Here is a 19,399-nt window from a genome sequence, read left to right on the forward strand (position 1 = left end):
GACGAATGACGAATGACGAATGACGAATGACGAATGACGAATGACGAATGACGAATGACGAATGACGAACGACGAATGACGAACGACGAATGACGAATGACGAACGACGAACGACGAATGACGAATGACGAATGACGAACGACGAATGGGCGCGGAGTGGAGGGCGGATCAGAAGCGCCAGGTGACGGAGACGCGGAACATGCGTGGCTCGATGGGGTGGATGTGGCGGCCTTCGACGGTGCCGCTGCCATCGGGGAACTGGCTTTCGTAGAAGTACTCGATGTCGTTGTCGCTGCGGTTGAGCAGATTGAGGCAGTCCACGGCCACCTCCCAGTTCTTGCGGCGGTAGCCGACACGCGCGTTCACCTGGAAGGACTCGCGGGCTTTGATGTCCACCGTCTCGCTCAGCGGACGCGGACCGAAGAAGCGGCCGCGCAAGGAGCCGAAGAAGCCTTCCGCCGCGCCGAGCGTGATGCCGGCGTTCAGCGTGTAGGGGATGGAGCCGGGGATGTCCTGGCTGGGCGGATCTTCCGTGCGCAGATGGGCATCCGTCCAGGTGGCCTCCAGATCCACCATGGCCCAGTCCGTGGGACGCCAGTAGCTGGCGAGTTCGACGCCGTAGCGCTGCGATCCGGGGCCGGGCTCCGTGTTGCCGGCATCACCGACGTAGATCAGCTCCGAATCACTGCGCAGCAGCCAGAAGGAGAGCGTGTTCACCAGTTTGGAGATCGATTCATTGCGGATGCCGAACTCGGCGCCGTAGGTGCGCACGAGCGGATCCACACGGTCTGCTGGTGCGGGAGGTGTTGCAGAAGGATCGGTGGTGATGTTCACGCCACGGGCGTCGTTGCTGTGGAAGCCGAAGCCGCCGTTGAGGTAGAATTCCGTGTCCGCCCACGGGCCGAAGACGACGCTGAGCTTCGGACTGACGATGCCCTTCGAGAGGTCGCCGGTGTTTTCCGGCAGGGTGCTGTGCCGCACGTCGAAATGGATCAGGTCCGCACGCAGGCCAGGGATGACGCGCAGCCAGTTCACCGGCTTGAACTCCAGTTCTGAGAAGAGGCCGTAGCTGGCCTGGAACATGTCGTCCTTGCGCACCACGTTCCAGCGGTCGCGGGCCGTCGTGCCGTAAAGGCCGATGCCATCCATCCACTCCGCACGCACCTGGAGTCCGAGCGTGAAGCGCTGCTCGTGACCCAGCGCGTCAAAACGCCAGTCGCGGGCCAGTTCGCCACCGAAGAACCAGCGCTGGTCCTGCTGCTCGAACTGGTCGCCCACCGGAGCCGGATTGGCGTCGAAGTAGGTGAAGTTCGAGAACAGATCGAGGTCATAGTAGCCGGCGTAGGCGCTTGCACGCGTGGTGATGCGGCCTTCCTCACGCGTCCAGTCGAAGGCGAGGCTGTAGCGGCGTGAATTGCCGCCGTTGGTCGGATCGATGAAGCCGAAGCGGCTCACCAGGCCGGCATCGATGGCGGACTGCGGGATCTGATCCGTGGACATCCAGTCGGCCTGATAACCCATGGCGGTGATGTTGATGCGGTCGGTGCCATCCTCCCAATGCCAGCGAAGGAGGCCGTTCCATCGGGTGGCATCGCCATTGAGCTCCCACGGGCCGTTGTAGAACTGATGTTCGAGGGCCACCGTCAGCTTGCCGGCACCGGCCTGGATGGTGTCCGCGATGAGCGTGCGGGAGTACTCATACTCGCCCCAAGTGGAGGTCAGGATGCCCTGCGGCAGTTCATCCACCAGCTTGAAGCGGGCGGCGCCGGAGGAGCTGAGATCGCCATGCTGCGCGTAGTAGTTGCCCTTCCAGTAGTCGAGTTCGCCGACGAGCTCCGGGATGATGAAGTTCAGATCCGCGTAACCCTGGCCGTGCGCATGGTTGCGCAGGTTCACCGGCATGCCGTCGAGGTAGATGAGAAAGTCGGTGCCGTGGTCGAGATTCGCCCCGCGCACGAAATACTGGTTCGCCTTCCCGTCGCCCGCATGCTGGGTGATGATCACGCCCGGCACGCTTTCCAGAAGCTCGCCCCGACGTGAAAACGGCCGCTCCAGCAGCTCCTTCGAGCTGGTCTGGCCCTTCGAGGCCGATGGTGCCGTGCCGATGAGGCTTTCCGCTTTCCCCTCGATGACGATTTCTCCCAGCTCCTGCGGCTTGTCCTCCGGCGTGGCGGCAGGGGTCTGGGCATGCAGGCAAAGCGGCAGCAAAAGGAGGCCGGAGACCGGCAGGAGTCGGTGAAGATTCATTCGGGAGGAGCGGTTGGTCGGTTGTTATGACGACCTGCCTCCAGCAGCCCCACAAAATGGGCCGCATTCTTTGAAGTTTGCCGCGCACGGCCTACGTTCGCAGTCTTCATGGCATCCAAACAGACCCGCATCCTCCTGGCCGACGATCATGGCGTCGTCCGCAACGGTTTCCGCATGATCCTGGCGGCCCAGTGGGACATGGAAGTCGTGGGTGAGGCGTCAAACGGCCGCGAGGCGGTGGAGATGGCGGAGAAGCTGTCACCGGATGTCGTGGTGATGGATGTGACCATGCCGGAGCTCAACGGCATCGAGGCCGCGCGACAGATCTCCAAGTCCGCGCCGAAGACGCGCATCCTGGCGCTGTCCATGCAGAAGGACTCCGTCTATGTGCGTGAGATGCTGCGTGCGGGCGCGAAGGGCTACCTGCTGAAGGATTGCGACGAAAAAGATCTGCTGGCCGCCGTGCGTGCGGTGGCAGTGGGGAAGGGGTGGCTGAGCCCCGAGGTGAGCGACGCCGTGCTGGATGACTACCGCAAGCACGTCACGAACCCGATCGACCTGCTCTCCCCACGTGAACGCGAGGTGCTGCAGATGATCGCCGAGAGCAAGACGAACAAGGAGATCGCCACGGCGCTGAGCCTGAGCGTTTACACCGTCGAGGCGCATCGCGGCCGCATCATGGAGAAGCTCAACCTCCACTCAATCGGCGAGCTGGTGCGCTTCGCCATCCGCAACGGTCTCATCGACTGATCCTCCGATGTTTTTGCGCCTGCTGCCCTTCACCCGTCGCATCACCGAACGCACGGTGCTCTGGGGCCTGGCGATCGGCTTCGGCCTGGTGGTGGTTCTGCTGGGCCTGGCAGGCCTGGTGGCCGTGCGCGACAGCCAGGCCATCCGCCAAAGCTCCGCGGGACTGGTGAAGGAGCAGCTCCTCATGGCGCGGCTGCTCTATGAGGTGCAGGCGGAGGAGGACGCGCTGGCCCACGTGCTGCACCTGCTGGTGAATTCCGAGGACGCCACCGCCCGTGCACGGGTGCTGGATGATCTGAAGAAGGCGGACCGCGACGTGTCCCGCCTGGCGATCGAGGCCGCGCAGACGCCGCATGCGGGTGAATGGCGCCGGCTGGCCCATGCCACGCAGGCTTTCACCAACACGGCGAAGCAGGCGCTCGATTACGAAGGTGAGCTTCCGAAGAACGTGCTGGAGTCGCTGTTCTCCAGCCACGACGAAGTGGTGAAGCTCATCCACGACCTCATTCTGCAAAGCACGCGCCACCTGTCCGAGGTGAACCAGGAGATCGAGGTGCAACTGGAGGATCTGGCGCATGAATCGAAGCTGCTGCTGGGCTCCTGCCTGCTGCTGGCGGCCGTTTGCGCGATGCTGACGATCCGCTTCGTGCGGCACAGCATCCACCGCATGCAGTGGCAGTCTGACGAGCTGAACCGCGTCTCCTGGCACATGCTGCAGACGCAGGAGGAGGCGGCGCGGCGTTTCTCCCACGAGCTGCATGACGAGCTGGGCCAGTCGCTGGCCGCAGTGCGGGCGAATCTGACGCGAGGGAGCACGCATGACCTCGAATCGCTGCGGGCCGACTGCCTCGGACTGGTGGACGAGTCCATCGCGAACGTTCGGGAGCTCGCGCAACTGCTGCGGCCGGTGATTCTCGATGATTTCGGCCTCGATGCCGGGCTGTCGTGGCTGGCGGAGAAGTTTGCGCAACGCACGCGCTTGAATGTCAAAGTCGATGCCCGTTGCCCTGGCCGTTTTGCCGATGAAACGGAGACGCACCTCTTCCGCATCGCCCAGGAGGCGCTGACAAACATCGCACGCCATGCCGAGGCGTCCGCGGTGATCCTGCGGCTGCATCGCGAGGATGAAAACATCCGCCTCAGCATCGAAGACAATGGCAAGGGCCTGCCGCCCGAGGATGAAGTCACGCGTTCGAGCCTGGGCATGGTCGGCATGCGTGCCCGCGCCCGCCAGTGCGGCGGCGAATTGACCGTGACCCCGGTCGAACCGCACGGCCTGCGCATCGAGGCGCTGGTGCCTGCGCGTGCGAACGAGTGACTCACCCCATCATGACTCCTCCCAACCATGTCTGCGCCATCAGCGGCAGGACTTTGCGTGAAAAACAGGCCGTGCCCTGCGGTGCTCTGCGCCCGTCGTTGCTCCAGTTCATCCGGAAAAAACATCCGCAGCTTCGGGATGAGGACTTCATCGCGCGCGACCTGCTTCCCGGCATCAAGGCCGATTACGTCGAGGACGCATTGAGCGAGGAGATCGGCGAGATCACGCATCTGGAGCGGGATGTGATCGAAAGCCTCCGTGAGAACGAGATCGTCTCCTCCAGCCCGGCGGAGCAGGCGGACCGCCGCACGCGTGGCGAGCGTCTCTCCGACCGGCTGGCAGAGTTTGGCGGCAGTTGGGGCTTCATCATCGGATTCGCGTCCTTTTTGCTGCTCTGGGTGCTGTTTAACACGGTCATCTGGACGCTCCATCCGCCTGATCCGTATCCCTTCATCTTTCTGAACCTCATCCTCTCCTGCATCGCCGCCATCCAGGCTCCGGTCATCATGATGAGCCAGAACCGCCAGGCCGCGCGTGACCGCCAGCAGGCCGAGGAGGACTATAAGATCAACCTCAAGGCCGAGCTCGAAATACGCCACCTGCACGAAAAGATGGACCACCTGCTCCACCAGCACAGCCAGCGGCTGCTCGAAATTCAACAGATCCAGACGGACCTGCTGCGGCAATTGGTGCAGAAGGGCAGGGAAGACTGAGGGCGTTCAATCCGGGCTGCTTTCTGTGAGGGCCGAAGAACGACACCTTCTCCGGGTATTTGTCTGGCGTTGCCTTCGGTGCACCTGGCAGGGAGTCAGCATGCTTCATGTGGCCTGCGCTTGTGCATCGCGTTGTGTTCGTGGTAGGAAACGTCATGCGCCTGTTGATCGTCGAAGATGAACCCAAAACCGCCGAGTTGCTGAAGACAGCGTTGATGAAAGGCGGTTATGAATCCGCCTTTGCCGTGGACGGTGATTCTGGATTGAAACAGGCAGTGGAAGGAACATTCGACGCCCTGGTGTGTGACATCATGCTCCCGAAGCTCGATGGATTGAGCCTGGTGCGCGAACTGCGCCGCCGTGGAATCATGACGCCGGTGCTGATGCTTTCGGCGCGGGGTGAGGTGGAGCAGCGGGTGGAGGGGCTGGATGCGGGGGCGGATGATTACCTGCCAAAGCCTTTTGCGACCTCGGAGCTGCTGGCGCGGGTGCGCTCGCTGCTGCGGCGGAACAGCCTCAAAAAGGCCGCGCTGCTCTCGGCGGATGATTTGCACTTCGATCCGGTCACGCGCGAGACGCGTCGTGCGGGCAGGCGGGTGGAGTTGTCATCGCGTGAGGCCTTGCTGCTGGAGTGCCTGCTGAAGGCGGAGGGCGCGGTGGTGAGCCGCCGGGACATCATCAGCGCCGTGTGGGAGTATGACTTTGATCCCGGCACGAACCTCGTGGAGGTCTATGTGCGGCGGTTGCGGGACAAGATTGATCGCGACCATGCCGAGCCCCTCATTCAAACCGTGCGCGGCCTCGGCTATGCGCTGCGACCTCAACCATGACTCTTCTCAAACGCATCCTGCTTTACTACTCGCTCACCCTGCTCGGCTCGCTGGCGCTGGTGGGTTACTGGAGCTGGGTGGAGTTTCACAACCAGATCGAGCGCGTCCGCCAGGGCGGCATCGAGGCGGTGATGCATCAAAACGGACCGCTGGAGGAGGCGCTGGAGATCGTGGTCTATGCGGGGCTGCCAGCGGTGATCTTGGGGCTGATCAGCGGCGTGTTTCTCATGCGCAGGGCGTTGCGCCCCATTCAAGATCTCACCTTGGCGCTGGAGAAAACGGATGTCTCCAATCTCGCCGAACCCGTGGACCGCAGCGGCAATGGTGACGAGCTGGACCGCATGGCGGTGGTGTTCAATCACATGAAGCAGCGGCTCGGAGCCAGCTTCACGCAGTCACGCGAGTTCACCCTTCACGCCTCGCATGAGCTGAAAACGCCGCTCACCATCCTGCACGGCACGCTAGAGCAGATGCTCACGCAGGAGCCAGCGGATGGTGCGGTGCGTGAAAAGGTGGTGTCGATGATCGAGGAGGTGCAGCGGCTCTCGCACATCGTCGGCCAGCTCGCCTTTCTGGCACGGGCGGATGCCGGACAAATGGCGCTGAACAAAGAGGCCGTCGCGCTGGATGAGCTGGTGCGCGATCTGGCGGATGAAGCGGCCATCCTCGCGGCTCCGCGTCGCATTGAGGTGTCTTTGCAGGCCTGCCAGCCCTGCGGTGTGAATGCGGACCGCATGAGGCTGCGGCAGCTCTTGCTCAACCTCGCCGACAACGCGGTGAAACATAATCGCGAGGGTGGCAGCGTGCAGATGAGCCTCGTTCAAGAAGGCCAGCACGCTGTTTTCAGCGTCCGCAACACTGGCCCGCTGCTGCCGCCAGAGCAGCAGGCGCGTGTTTTCGAGCGATTTTTTCGCGGCGACACCGCCCATGGCAGCGAGACCGAGGGCAGCGGCCTCGGGCTGAGCATCGCGCAATCCATCGTGGAAGCGCATGGAGGTCAGATCAGCTATTCGACGACGCAAGATCAGCTCACGCTGGTGACTTTCAGACTGCTGCTGGCCGGGCAGGAAAGATGAAAAAGCTGTCATCTTTGCCGGGCGGGGTGGAGTTCATGAGATGAGGGCGGCAGGGTGGCGTTAGGACCACACTCATGAAGCCTTTTGTCATTCTCATCCCACTCCTGTGCTTCCTTCCCGCGTGCGTGCAGTTCAAAAACAAACCGTTTTCGGCGGAGCAGAGCAGCGCGGATTTTTCCGGGCGTTCGCTGGGTGATGCGGGATTGAAGGCGTTTCTGGCGGAGCACAATGCGGCGGGCGGCTCGTGGTCAGTAGATCGGCTGGCGCTGGCGGCGGCTTATTTTCATCCCGATGTGGCGCTGGCGCGTGCGGAGGCGGATGAAGTGGCCGCTGGCATCAAAACGGCGCAAATGAGGCCGAATCCGGTTTTCACCTTCATGCCGCAGTATGCGAGTTTTCGTGCGCCGGTGTTCACGCCTTGGTTTTTCGGGCCGAGTTTGTCCGTGCCCATCGAGACAGCAGGCAAGCGATCCAAGCGAACGGAGCAGGCGCTGGCTGCTGCCGAGGCGGCGCGTTGGCGTGTGTCCGCACGTGCCTGGGCGGCACGTTCCCGCGTCCGGGCCGCGATGCTGGAACTGCACGGAGCACGCGAAAACATCCGCCTGCTCGAAACCGAGCAAACGCTGCATGACGAGGCCATCAAGAAACTCACCGCGCAGATGGAGGCGGGGGATGTGTCGCCCTTTGAACTCACGCAGGCTCGTCTCATGCTGAATCGCACGCGGCTGGCTTTGCAGGATGCGCGGCGCATCGCTGCCACCGGCGAGGCAAGGCTCGCAGCGGCGGTCGGCCTGCCTTTGAGAGCGATCCAATCGGTGAAGCTGGATTTCTCGGCTTTTCACCGCCTCCCCGAGTCGGGAAACAGCCGCAGGCTCGCGCTCACACGGCGGGCGGATTTGATGGCGTTGCTCTCCGACTATGCGGCGGCGGAAGCGGCGCTGAAACTGGAGCTGGCGCGGCAGTATCCCGACGTGAACCTGATGCCGGGCTATGATTACAACTCCGGCCAAAACCGCTGGCAACTCGGTTTGAATGTTCAGCTCCCCTTGAATCGCAATCGCGGTCCCATTGCGGAAGCCGAAGCACGGCGCACCACTGCGGAGAAACGCTTCCTCGCGCAGCAGGCGACGATCCAGGGCGAACTCGACATCGCGCTCGCAGCTTACCAAGCCTCGCGCGCCAAGGCCACCACGGCCGCGCAGCTCGCCCAGGAAGCGGATGCCGCATCCGACACGACGAAGAAAATGGTCGAGGCGGGCAATGTCTCCGCACTCGAACTCACGCGCCGTCAGATCGAGGCCAGCGCTGCGAAAGTCGCCCTCATGGCCGCCAACCTCGAAGCACAAACCGCCGCCGGTGCGCTGGAAGACGCGATGCAATCTCCTCTCCGTTGATCTTTTATGAAACGACTGCTGCTCATCCCGCTCCTCGTCACGCGTCTCCATGCCGCTGATGCTGGAGGCTCCGTGCCTGCCACGATCACGAAGGAGGGCGATCTCGTCATCCTCACGCTGAAACCGGAGGCGGAGCAGGCATTGCGCCTCAAAACCGTGCCGGTGGAAAAACGCAGCGTGCCTGCCGTGCGGCTGTTTTCCGGCGATGTCGTTACGCCGCTGGCGGCGGGCGGAAACGCCGTCGCGCCGGTGCTTGGCGGCACTTTGGATGAGGTGCTACGCCTCGCCGATCTGCAAGCCGCCGCCGATGGCCGCATTTTGCAGGCGCAGGTGCAGATTGATGCCGCGAAGATCGCCGTGGAGCGTGCGCAAAAGATGCTCAGCGCCGAGGCGGGCAGCGTGCGCGGCGTGGATGAGGCCAAGGCCACGCTGCAACTTGCCGAGGCTGCCTTGACCACGGCGAAAGCGCAGCGTGAACTGCTCGGTGCCGCTGTGGGCCAAGGCGGAGCCAAACGTGCCTGGGTGCGCACCGCGATCTTCAGCGGTGAGGCCGCGCTGCTGGACGCCAAGGCTCCTGCCAGCATCCGTGCGCTTGTTTCCAGCTCGAAACCGTACAGCGCCAAGCCCGTGGCAGGCCCGCCGACAGCAAACGCCCTCACCAGCACGATTGACTGGTATTACGAACTGCCCGCGGACTCGCCGCTGCGGGCCGGCGAACGTGTCGCGGTGGAGCTTCCCACGTCTGACAGCCAGCATGAGGCGCTCGTCATTCCCTTCAACGCGGTGCTGCATGACATCCACGGCGGGCAGTGGGTCTATGCAAAGACCGGCGAGCACAGCTACACGCGCAAGCGCATCCAGGTCGCGCGCCTCGCCGGTGTGGATGCCGTGCTCTCCAACGGCCCGCCCACAGGCACGCAGGTCGTCACCGATGGCAGCGCCGAGCTGTTTGGCACGGAGTTCATGACGGGCAAGTAACCTCATCTTCCGACTCTCATGCTAAACTCCATCGTCACCTGGGCGCTGAACATGCGCGTGCTCGTGGTCGCGGCGGCGATGGCGCTGCTTTGCATCGGCATCAATGCCACGAAGAATGCACCGTTGGATGTGTTCCCGGAGTTCGCACCGCCGCTCGTCGAGGTGCAGACGGAGGCTCCGGGGCTTTCCACGGAGGAGGTGGACTCGCTCGTCACCGTGCCGCTGGAGAACTCGCTCAACGGCCTGCCTTTCCTCAAAACCATCCGCTCGAAGTCCGTGCTCGGCCTTTCCTCCGTGGTGATGATCTTCAACACGGGCACCGACATCCTCAAGGCACGCCAGCTCGTGCAAGAGCGCCTGAATCTGGCGCAAAACCGCCTGCCCGCCGTGGTGAAGCCGCCCGTGCTCATGGCTCCGTATTCCTCGCTGAGCCGCGTTTTGAAGGTCGGGCTGCGTTCGGAGTCGCTGAGTCAAATGCAGCTCAGCGAGCTGGCCGTGTGGACCATGCGCCCGCGCCTCATGGCCGTGCCCGGCGTGGCAAACGTGGCCATCTGGGGCCAGCGGGACCGGCAGTTTCAGGTGCTCGTCGATCCGCAAAAGCTCCGCGCCGCCGGTGTCACGTTGGATGCCATCACCCGAGCAGCGGGCGATGCCGCTGTGATCAGCGCGGGCGGTTTTATCGACACGCCGAACATTCGTTTGCCCGTCAATCAGCTCTCCCTCATCACCACGGCGGATGATCTCGCCCGCACGGTCGTTGAGTTCCGGAATGGAGCGCCCATCCGCCTCGGCGATGTCGCGGAGGTGGTGGAAGGCAATCCGCCGCTCATCGGCGATGCCGTCATCAATGATGGCGATGGCATCCTGCTCATCGTGGAAAAGCAGCCGTGGGGAAACACACTCGATGTCACCGTTGGTGTCGAAAAAGTGCTCGCTGACATGCAGCCCGCGCTGCCCGGCGTCATCATCGACAGCACCATCTTCCGCCCCGCCACCTTTATTCAGCTCTCGATTGATCACCTCACCGAGGCCTTGTGGCTCGGTTGCTTGCTCGTTGTCGTCGTGCTCGCGCTTTTCCTGGGCGACTGGCGCACCACCATCATCAGCATCACCGCCATCCCGCTCTCGCTCGCCGTGGCGCTGCTGCTGCTCGCGTGGCGTGGCGAGACGATCAACACCATGATCCTCGCCGGCCTCATCATCGCCCTCGGCGAGGTCGTGGATGATGCCATCATTGATGTGGAAAACATCCTTCGTCGGCTTCGACAAAACGCCGTCGCCGCATCGCCCAAATCGAAGCTGCAGGTCGTGCTTGATGCCTCGCTGGAGGTCCGCAGCGCCGTCGTCTATGCCAGCGTCATCATCGTGCTCGTCTTTGTGCCCGTGTTCTTCCTGCCGGGGCTCGCAGGCACCTTTTTCAAGCCGCTCGCGCTGAGTTACATCCTCGCCATCACCGCCTCGCTCGCCGTGGCGCTCACGCTCACCCCCGCGCTGAGTTTGATGCTGCTCAAAGTGAAGCCCGGCGCTCATCGCGATGCCTTGCTCGCCCGTGGCATGAAGGCGCTGTATCGTGGTGTGTTGCCACTTTTTGCCCGCAGCCCGTGGCTTGCACTGCTCATCCTGCTCGCTGCCTTTACTGGCACAGGCTGGATCTGGCACACTCAGCTCAAAGAGGAGTTCCTGCCAAACTTCAAAGAACGCGACTTCCTCATGCACTGGCTGGAAAAGCCCAACACCAGCGTCGAGGCCAGCAAGCGCATCACCATCGCCGCCGCGCATGACCTCATCCAGGTGCCCGGCGTGCGCAATCAAGGCTCCCACATCGGACGTGCCGAAGTCGCCGATGAGGTCGTCGGCCCCGATTTCACCGAGCTATGGATCAGTCTCGATCCCGATGCGCCTTATGATGAAACGATTCACAAAGTGCAGGCCGTCGTCGATGGCTACCCCGGCCTCACTCGTGACCTGCTGACCTTTTTGCGCGAGCGCATCAAAGAAGTGCTCACCGGAGCCAGTGCCAGCGTCGTCGTGCGAATCTTCGGCTCCGAACTCGACCAACTCCGCACTCATTCCGCCGAAGTCGGCGAGGCGCTCAAAGACGTGCCCGGCGTCAGCGCCTTGAAAGTGGAGCCTCAAGTGCTCGTGCCGCAAATCACCGTCAAACTGCGCCCTGAAAACGCCGCCCTGCACGGCCTCACCGCCGGACAAGTCCGTCAGGCCGTCACCACCCTCGTCAGCGGACGAAAAGTCGGCGAGGTGTATCAGCAGCAGCGAGTGCATGATGTCACCGTCTGGAGCGTGCCCTCCTCACGCGCCGACTACACCACGCTGCGCGAGCTTTTGATCGAAACACCCACCGGCGGCCATGTGCGCCTCGCTGATTTGGCCGACCTCGCCATCGTGCCCACGCCGAACGCCATCAAACGCGAAGGAGCCTCCCGCCGCATCGATGTGACGTGCAACGTCGCCACCGGCCAGGCCCTCGGCGATGTCGTGCGCGAGATCGAGCAGCGCCTCGGCAAGATCACCTTTGCCCGCGGCTACCATCCCGAAATCCTCGGTGAATGGGCCGAGCGCCAGTCCGCGCAAAGCCGCCTCCTCTGGCTCTCGCTCGCCAGCCTCGCCGGCATCCTTGTCCTGCTGCTCGCCGATTTCCAAAGCCTGCGTCTGACGCTGCTCATCGCCCTCACACTGCCGTTTGCCCTCATCGGCGGCGTCATGGCCGCCTGGCTCGGCGGCGGCGTGCTCTCGCTCGGCTCGCTCGTTGGCTTCGTCACCGTTTTAGGCATCGCTGCGCGCAATGGCATCCTCCTCATCAGCCACTACCGCCATTTGCAAACCGAGGAAGCCCAACCCTTCGGCCTCGATCTCATCCTGCGCGGCAGCGAGGAGCGCCTCATCCCCATCCTCATGACCGCCGCCACCGCCGCGCTCGCCCTTCTTCCCCTCGTCCTCAAAGGCGATGTCCCCGGCAACGAAATCGAACGCCCCATGGCCCTCGTCATCCTCGGCGGCTTGGCGACCAGCACGCTGCTGAACTTGTTCCTGCTGCCCGCGTTGTATGCGCGGTTTGGGAAGATCAATCCATCGTGAACATCCGGTCCACAGGCTGGCTGCGCTGGCTGAACAGCTTTTCAGCCGTGCCGTTTTCGATCATGATCTGACGGTTGAACTCAATGAACTCCAAATAACGATCCGCATTCATCCTGGGCTCAGGAGAGGGAGGCGATGAGTCGAACGGAAGTTCGAGATCGAAGTCGAGTTTCATAAAAAATCCCTGAGACGTTCCGCAAGCTCCGGGGTGCCAAATTGATCGCAGAGCATTCGCAGCTCCGCAGCAGGAATTTCACCCGGATTGCCGCGCAGCAGGGCAAAAATGTCCGCCAGATCCTTTTCGACCCGGTGCTCATTTTGGGCCGCATGGAGCTTCAAGGCGATCAAATGAGCCAAAGCGGGCACACGAAGCTCGACACCGCTGACCGTGGCACTTTCGGAGCCAGCCCACATTTTCTCAAACGTGGAGGCATTCACACGCATCACGTCCAGAACGATGAGCGAGTCGATGCGATGCCGGAAGCGCCGGAACGACGGCTTTTCCTCGAAACACTCGAAACCGGCCTTGGTCAGCTCCTCGGCCATCGCCGGGTCATTCTCCATGGCGATGAGGCAGTCCACATCGAGCGTGTTTCGCGCGTAGCCATGCGCCTGCACCGCCCAGCCGCCGATCAGGAGCAGCGGCAGTTGGCGGCGCTTTTGAATCCGCATGAGAAGATCAAAGACGATGCGCATGCGTCTAATATGCCGCCTGATCGTCCGTGCTCAAGCCGCGTCACGATCCGAGATACTTCTTGAACCAATCAACGGCGAGACGCGACGCTTCATCGAAGCCGGGGCCTTTATAGACGCCGTAGTGGCCGAGGCCGGGCAGGACGTGATACTCGCACTCGGTTCCAGCCTTCTGCACGAGTTCGAAGACTTTTTTGCCATTCTCGTCGTTGCTCATGAGGTCTTCTTTTTCGGCGACGGTGATCAACATGGGTGCGGTGATCTTCGACGCGGCTTCGATGGCGTTGTAGCCGATGCCTTTGGCCGGATTGGCACGCATCTGCGCATACGCGGCCATTTTGCCGCCGAGCTTGCCGGTTTCGACAGGGACGGGCTCTGTTTCGCCGCGGGCTTGTTTGATGGCGAGGTCGGCGGCGTGTTTCAGCGCGGCCGGAGGCCGTCCGCCACCCAATCCGGGCACTTGGGAGACGACGCACTTCACGCGCGGATCATTCGCGGCGACCCAGGTGACGAGTCCGCCGCCGTAGCTGGTGCCAAAGAGGCCGATGCGGGCCGGATCGACATTCGGCTCGCCGCTGAGGAAGCTGATGGCGCAGCGGATGTCGTGCGTTTGATCGGCGAAGTCCATCTGCCAGCGAATGGGGCGCGCTTTGACGGTGATCTCGCCTTTGTCGTCCGGTTTCGGCATCGGCTCGGTCATCATGAGCTTGCAGTCGCTCTCTCCCCAGCCGCGATAGTCAAAGGCGAGCACGATGAAGCCTTCTTTGGCAAAACGACGGCCATAAAGCCCGCCGTTGCCCTTTTTCACGCCACCCGTGCCCGCGCAGAAAAGAATCGTCGCGCGTTTCTCGTCGGGTTTGAGGTCGTTCGGCAGATAAAGGTCGCCCGCCATGCGCGTGCCATCGCTCCAGATCGTGACGGACTTGACGGTGTAGTTGACGGCTTCTTCGGCGACGAGGTGAGAGGACAGGAACAGAAGAATGAACAGCAGGCGCATGGCCCGTCTGAAATAGGCCTGTGCACGAGAAGTTGCTAAAACAGGGCCCCGTTATCCAAGCGATACCAGCGGTGCGTGTAGAGATCGTCAGCGACCTCGAAGAGGGCGACGCCGTCGTCGCGGATGTCTTTGAACTCGTCATCAACATCCTCGATGCGCTTCATGAAGACGGAGCCTGCATCGCCATACCAGTATTCGACGGTTTTGTTCAGCCCGAGGACAATCTCGCGCTGATGATGATACACGGCGATGCTGCGGTTATGGTTGAGCAGGCTGCGGTCGCGCTCACCGCCGCCTTCTTTGAGTAGATCATGACCAAAGAAGAGGCTGCGATACGGACGGTCGATGAGACCGAGCAGCGTGGGAATGACATCGAGCTGGCAGCCAGGGGTGTTGTTGCGCTGGGGTGTTATGATCAAGTCTGGAGCGACGACGAGCCAGGGGATCTGGTAGCTCTTCAATGGAATGGTCTGGCGGCCATAAACACGGGCGCCGTGGTCCGCGATGACGACGAAGATCGTGTCATTCCAGAAGGGTTCCTTGCGGGCGCGGTCAAAGAAGTCGCCGAGAGCCCAGTCGGCATACTTCACGGCGTGCTCGCGGTTGTGCGCGTTCGGATCTTCGGGAATACGGCCCGCGGGGTAGGTGAAGGGGCGGTGATTCGAGACGGTGAGGAAGCTGGTGAGGAAAGGTTTTCCCGTGGCATGCAGCGCCCGCATTTCCTCGATGCCGCGCCGGAGCAGATCCTCGTCGCTGACGCCCCAGGCGGTGCGAAACACGGGGTCTTCAAAGTCCGACTCCTCGATGAGGCGGTCCCAGCCGTTGTGCGTGACGTAGTTCGAGATGAAGTCGAAGGTGCCGCGTCCGGCGTAGAGGAACTCGGTGTTGTAGCCGTCCCGTTTCAGCACGCGGGCGATGGTCTCGACGTTTTCTGATTTGTCGCGGGCGAGGATGCTATCGCCGGGCAGTGGCGGGATGCTGGAAAAGATGGCCTCGAGGCCGCGGATGGTGCGGTTTCCGTCGGCGAGGATGTGCGTGAAGAGCAGGCCCTCCTGCGCGGCGAGCGCGTCCATGCGCGGCGTGAGTGTGTGGGCTTTTCCATCGACGTCTCGACCTAAACAGCCCCAGAACTCGCTGCCAAAGCTCTCCTCGGCGATGATGCAGAGGTTGCGTTTCGGTTTGGCAGGATCTCCGGCGACTTCGCGGACGAGCGAGTCGCGTGCGGACTTCAGCCAGGCGCTCTCGGCCTCTGGACTCATCGGCTCCGCAGGCAAGGCAGGCGGCTCGGGATGCGGGAAAGCAGTTCCGGGCTCCGCAAGCACGCTCCGCGCACGCAGGAAGGCCTTCCGGCGGTCCATGGTGCGGTAAAAGGCTTTGTAGTCGAGATTCCGCGTCCAGGCGGCATACGCGGCGCTGGCCCATCCATTGTCCGCGAGCTGGTTCACGACGCGTTGACGGCTGAAAGCGGTCTCGCTGCTGAAAATCGACTGATGTGCCAGAAGGCAGGTGAGCGCGTAAAGGCCGATGAACTTCATCTTGGTCCCGAAAGACTGGTCTTCCCATGTGGGAGCGCATTTTCGGAACCCGAGCAACGAAATGCCGACGCCGCCGAGCAGGCAGGCGGAGACGATGAGCGGCAGCGGGTAGCTTTCCCGCAGGTTCGTGAAGACCTCATGCGGATAGATGAGGTAGTCGATGGCCACGGTGTTGAAGCGGCTGTCGAACTCATCGAAGAAGAACCACTCGCTGATGACCAAAAACACACCGGCAGTGCAGCCCACGGTGATGGCGATGCGGAAGAGCACCTTCCACACGGGTTTCCATGCCTGGATGCCGAACAAACGGAGCACCAGAACCGGCACGGCGGCGAACAGCGTGGTGAAAAACGCGCTCAAGCCGATGAGCACGGCGCTGCTGATCAGCGCCCAAACGAGGTCGATGTGCAGACCGGCGAGGAGCAGTTTCAGCGTGTCTGCTGCACCGGTGTCCGGCGGTGAGAACTGCCACCAGAGGGCGAGTCGAAGAACAGTCCAGGAGAGGAATGCCGTGCCGGCAAAGAAGAGAGGGAAATGAAGGTTGGGAATCATGCGCGTAATGATTTCGGCGGCTTCATTGGCGCCGGGGTCCGCGAATTCCAAATTACCGTTCAGTAATGTGGATCAGCGCTGTGGCTGGCGGCGGACCTGGATAGAGATCGACACAGAGCACCCAGCAGACATGAAAAGGCGGCGGCAATTCCCGGCTTGCCGCCGCCTCGACGCATGACGCGCTGGTTGGTGCGTGGTTGGGGAGAGTTTAAGCCGCCACGGTGCGGCGGCGGGCGGCCTGCGGATGTGCGGAGACAGGCAGATGATCGTTGAGACCGGCGATGATGAGCTCGCGGTTCTCCAGCTTCCAGTCCTGGGCCATTTCCTCCAGTTTCTTGATCACGGAGTGGTCCACCAGATGCGTGCCGGACAGATCCACCTTCACCTTCGGATGGGTGGAGAGAGCCAGCAGCCTTTTGCGCAGGCCGAGCCAGTTGCTGAAGATGCCCGCCTTTTTCACGCTGACCACCGGATGGTCGCCGCCGTGGTCCACTTCCGTGTGCGGGCTGAAGAGGTTGCCGATGGAGGCGCCGCTGATCACATGGAGCAGCAGCTTGACGATGATGCCGACGGCGATGCCGATGAGCAGATCGGTGGCGAGGGTGGCGATCAAGGTGGAGACAAACACCAGGAGCTGGCCTTTGCCCACTTCCCACATGTGGTGAAATTCCTTGGGCGAGGCGAGGTTGTAGCCGGTGAAGACGAGCATGCCGGCGAGTGCGGCGAGCGGGATGTTGTTCAGCAGCGCCGGGACACTGGCGACCAGGAGCAGCAGGAAGGTGCCGTGCCAGAAGTTCGCCCAGCGTGTGCGGGCGCCGTTGTTCTTGTTGGCGGAGGAACGGACGATTTCCGAGATCATCGGCAGGCCGCCGATGAAGGCGACAAGGGTGTTTGCGACGCCGACCGCCAGGAGGTCGCGATTCAGGTTCGTGCGACGCTGCCACGGGTCGAGCAGGTCCACCGCCTTGGCGCTGAGCATCGACTCCAGCGTTCCGACAAGGCAGAACATGACGATCCATTTGATGCTGGTGCCGGAGGTGATGGCTGAGAAGTCCGGCATCTTGATGCCATCGAGGATGTTCAACGGCAGGCTGACCAGCTTGTCCGGTCCCACCTCATAAGTGTGCTGGTGAAACTGGTACATGTGCTTGTGGCCGATGTCGAAGTAGAAGGACAGCGGCACCGCCACCAGCAGCACCACCAGCGGTCCGGGGATGGACTGGACGAGCTTGTTCTTGATGAACAGCCTCCCAAACAGAATCACCAGCGCGATGGCGCCGATGAGCGCGATCTCCGGGTTCATGTTCATGATGCTCTCCGGGATCTCCGCGAGCAGTTCCAGCGGCTCCTTGGCATGCGCGGCGACACCGAGCGCGACGTGGATCTGCTTGGAGATGATGATGACGCCGATGGCAGCCAGCATGCCGTGGACGGCGGCCACGGGGAAGAACTCGCCCAATGTGCCGAGCTTGAAGGCGCCGAACAGAATCTGGATGACGCCGGACACCACGCCGACGGCCAGCGCCTTCTCGTAACCGAGGTCGTTCACGGTGCCGAGCACGATGGCGATCATGCCTGCTGCCGGTCCTTTGATCGTGAGCTCTGAATTGCTCATGAAGGGCGTCAGCATGCCGCCGACGACCGCCGTGAAGATGCCTGCGATGGCCGGACAACCGCTTGCCTTGGCAATCCCGAGGCAGAGGGGCAGGGCGATGAGGAAGACAAGGAAGCCGGAGATGAGATCCTTGCTGAGATGCTGCTTGAAGCCGGAGAAATCGCCGACGGGAGCGGGGCCTTCGGCTTTCAGTGTGGGAGCAGGGGCGGACATGGGTGGAGTGGGCGTTGCGGTTTTCGGACGGGCGTATTCACGCATGAGGTGTTCCAGAAAAACATCCCCTCGGCAGGGTAATGTGATCCCCTGCCGGGGGGTGTGGCGGGTGATCAAAAATGCACGGTCATCTGCCCGTAGCCGAAGTGGGCGTTGTCGCTGGCACCTGTGCGGGCCAGATAGTCACCGGCGAGGAAGAAGGCGTAGCCTGCCTGGAGCGAGACGTGGTTGTTGAGCTTGTACCAGGCGTTCAGGTCAAACTCCATGCCACGGTACTTGCTGGCAGACTGCGCGGCTGCCGTGACCGGGCGCACGGCGGTGGTGGTGTTGGCTCCATACCAGGCATCGCCGTTGTTCGCGTTGAAGAACGCCATCGCATCGGCGGTGACTTTGAGCTTCGCCGTGGGCTGGATGGAGAAGTTGATCTGCGGATTCTGCATGTTCATCCACGCCGTGGTGTCCATGAAGCCGAACAGGGCATGGTTCCCCGGAAACATGTTCTGGAAGGTGGTGCTCCTGCCGTCATTCGGATCACCGTCGCCCGTGGCATAGTTGTATTGGACGCCGAGGCGTGGTTTCCAGGGATGATTGAAGTTGTAGCCCAGGCCCCAATGGCCGGCGAAGGCGCGATGATTGAGTCCGGCGGCCTGGCCGAACTGGAAGGCCATTTCGAGATCGTAGTCCCAGTTGTGGAGCTTCTTGGGATCACCTTTCCACATCGTGCCTGCGGTCCAGAAGTTGGAGTATCCCACCGCTCCGAGCGGCGCCCCCGGTGCGCCTGCTCCTTTGGAGGAGCCTTGGTGCAGAAGGTAGATGTCCGTGGCGCTCTGCCACGGGATCAGGCTGGTGGAGGAGAAGTAGGCACCGGTGACGATGGCGTTGCGCGATTCATGCGTGTTGAAGGTGTCGGATTTGTTCCACTGGTTGTTCAGAAAGGTCACCGGGCTGCCGCTGAACAGATCCAGGAACCAGGTGGGGGCCGCGTAGTGAAAACGGAGCGCGTCCCACGCATTCGTGGAGTTCTTCCACTGCGGATTGCCCAGGAGGCGCTGGTTGCCGTAATTGAAAGCCTGACGCCCTGCGCGAAGGCTGAGGCCGTCGTTCTCATCACCGATCGCCACCCAGGCCTGCAACACATCAAAGACGTCGTCGCCGTCAGCTCCGAAGGTGCCGACGTTGTTGGGTCGGCTGCCGCCCAGTTCGCGGATGTCCTGCCCTTGCACATAGAATTTCAACCAGTCCGTGGCATGGAACAGCACCCCGAGGCGGAAACGCGTGAGGAGCCACGTGGCGTCGGTGGGGCTGTTCAGGCTGCTGTCGAAGTCGTTGTTGTTCTCCCGTCCCTCGAAGCGCGTGTTGAAGTGCTCATCGAACACCAGCCGCCCGGCGTGGTGC

At 62.4% G+C, this 19,399-nt stretch carries 15 protein-coding genes; 8 read left to right on the forward strand and 7 right to left on the reverse strand.

The window, feature by feature from the left end; all coding sequences use genetic code 11:
• Positions 1-168 precede the first annotated feature (168 nt).
• The gene (locus tag IAE77_RS06550) at positions 169-2,247 is read right to left on the reverse strand and encodes a TonB-dependent receptor (protein WP_294223582.1); all 2,079 of its coding nucleotides are present in this window, start codon (positions 2,245-2,247) and stop codon (positions 169-171) included.
• 108 nt (positions 2,248-2,355) lie between these two features.
• On the opposite strand from IAE77_RS06550, the gene IAE77_RS06555 reads away from it, so the two are divergent.
• From IAE77_RS06555 to IAE77_RS06590, 8 genes are all read left to right on the forward strand, one after another.
• The gene (locus tag IAE77_RS06555) at positions 2,356-2,997 is read left to right on the forward strand and encodes a response regulator transcription factor (RefSeq protein WP_294223584.1); all 642 of its coding nucleotides are present in this window, start codon (positions 2,356-2,358) and stop codon (positions 2,995-2,997) included.
• A 7-nt stretch (positions 2,998-3,004) separates the two neighbouring features.
• Positions 3,005-4,315: an ATP-binding protein gene (locus tag IAE77_RS06560; protein ID WP_294223588.1), complete on the forward strand. Its 1,311-nt coding sequence runs from the start codon at positions 3,005-3,007 to the stop codon at positions 4,313-4,315.
• Between the two features lie 11 nt (positions 4,316-4,326).
• Positions 4,327-5,028, forward strand: a complete 702-nt coding sequence (locus IAE77_RS06565) for a DUF1003 domain-containing protein (protein WP_294223590.1) — start codon at positions 4,327-4,329, stop codon at positions 5,026-5,028.
• 155 nt (positions 5,029-5,183) lie between these two features.
• Positions 5,184-5,858, forward strand: a complete 675-nt coding sequence (locus IAE77_RS06570; protein WP_294223593.1) for a response regulator transcription factor — start codon at positions 5,184-5,186, stop codon at positions 5,856-5,858.
• Positions 5,855-6,934, forward strand: coding sequence for a HAMP domain-containing sensor histidine kinase (locus IAE77_RS06575; RefSeq protein WP_294223596.1), 1,080 nt, complete (start codon positions 5,855-5,857; stop codon positions 6,932-6,934). Before IAE77_RS06570 ends, IAE77_RS06575 begins: the two co-directional genes overlap by 4 nt.
• Before the next feature lie 74 nt (positions 6,935-7,008).
• Positions 7,009-8,328, forward strand: coding sequence for a TolC family protein (locus IAE77_RS06580; protein ID WP_294223599.1), 1,320 nt, complete (start codon positions 7,009-7,011; stop codon positions 8,326-8,328).
• 6 nt (positions 8,329-8,334) lie between these two features.
• Positions 8,335-9,306: a hypothetical protein gene (locus IAE77_RS06585; protein ID WP_294223602.1), complete on the forward strand. Its 972-nt coding sequence runs from the start codon at positions 8,335-8,337 to the stop codon at positions 9,304-9,306.
• Between the two features lie 18 nt (positions 9,307-9,324).
• Positions 9,325-12,399, forward strand: a complete 3,075-nt coding sequence (locus tag IAE77_RS06590) for an efflux RND transporter permease subunit (protein WP_294223605.1) — start codon at positions 9,325-9,327, stop codon at positions 12,397-12,399.
• Here IAE77_RS06590 and IAE77_RS06595 read toward each other — a convergent pair.
• The 6 genes from IAE77_RS06595 to IAE77_RS06620 all read right to left on the reverse strand — a co-directional run.
• Positions 12,386-12,574: a hypothetical protein gene (locus IAE77_RS06595; protein WP_294223608.1), complete on the reverse strand. Its 189-nt coding sequence runs from the start codon at positions 12,572-12,574 to the stop codon at positions 12,386-12,388. The genes IAE77_RS06590 and IAE77_RS06595 overlap by 14 nt on opposite strands.
• The gene (locus tag IAE77_RS06600) at positions 12,571-13,095 is read right to left on the reverse strand and encodes a hypothetical protein (RefSeq protein WP_294223610.1); all 525 of its coding nucleotides are present in this window, start codon (positions 13,093-13,095) and stop codon (positions 12,571-12,573) included. The genes IAE77_RS06595 and IAE77_RS06600 overlap by 4 nt, the downstream gene beginning before the upstream one ends.
• A gap of 40 nt (positions 13,096-13,135) precedes the next feature.
• Complete coding sequence (locus tag IAE77_RS06605; protein WP_294223614.1) at positions 13,136-14,089, reverse strand: alpha/beta fold hydrolase; 954 nt, start codon at positions 14,087-14,089, stop codon at positions 13,136-13,138.
• 35 nt (positions 14,090-14,124) lie between these two features.
• Positions 14,125-16,176, reverse strand: a complete 2,052-nt coding sequence (locus IAE77_RS06610) for an alkaline phosphatase family protein (RefSeq protein ID WP_294223617.1) — start codon at positions 16,174-16,176, stop codon at positions 14,125-14,127.
• Between the two features lie 208 nt (positions 16,177-16,384).
• Positions 16,385-18,004, reverse strand: coding sequence for a SulP family inorganic anion transporter (locus IAE77_RS06615; protein WP_294223620.1), 1,620 nt, complete (start codon positions 18,002-18,004; stop codon positions 16,385-16,387).
• Positions 18,005-18,117: 113 nt separating this feature from the next.
• Positions 18,118-19,399, reverse strand: a 1,282-nt coding sequence (locus tag IAE77_RS06620) for an alginate export family protein (protein WP_294223623.1), incomplete at its 5' end; no start/stop codon positions are given.

This window comes from Prosthecobacter sp. (assembly GCF_014879935.1).
Classification (GTDB): domain Bacteria; phylum Verrucomicrobiota; class Verrucomicrobiia; order Verrucomicrobiales; family Verrucomicrobiaceae; genus Prosthecobacter.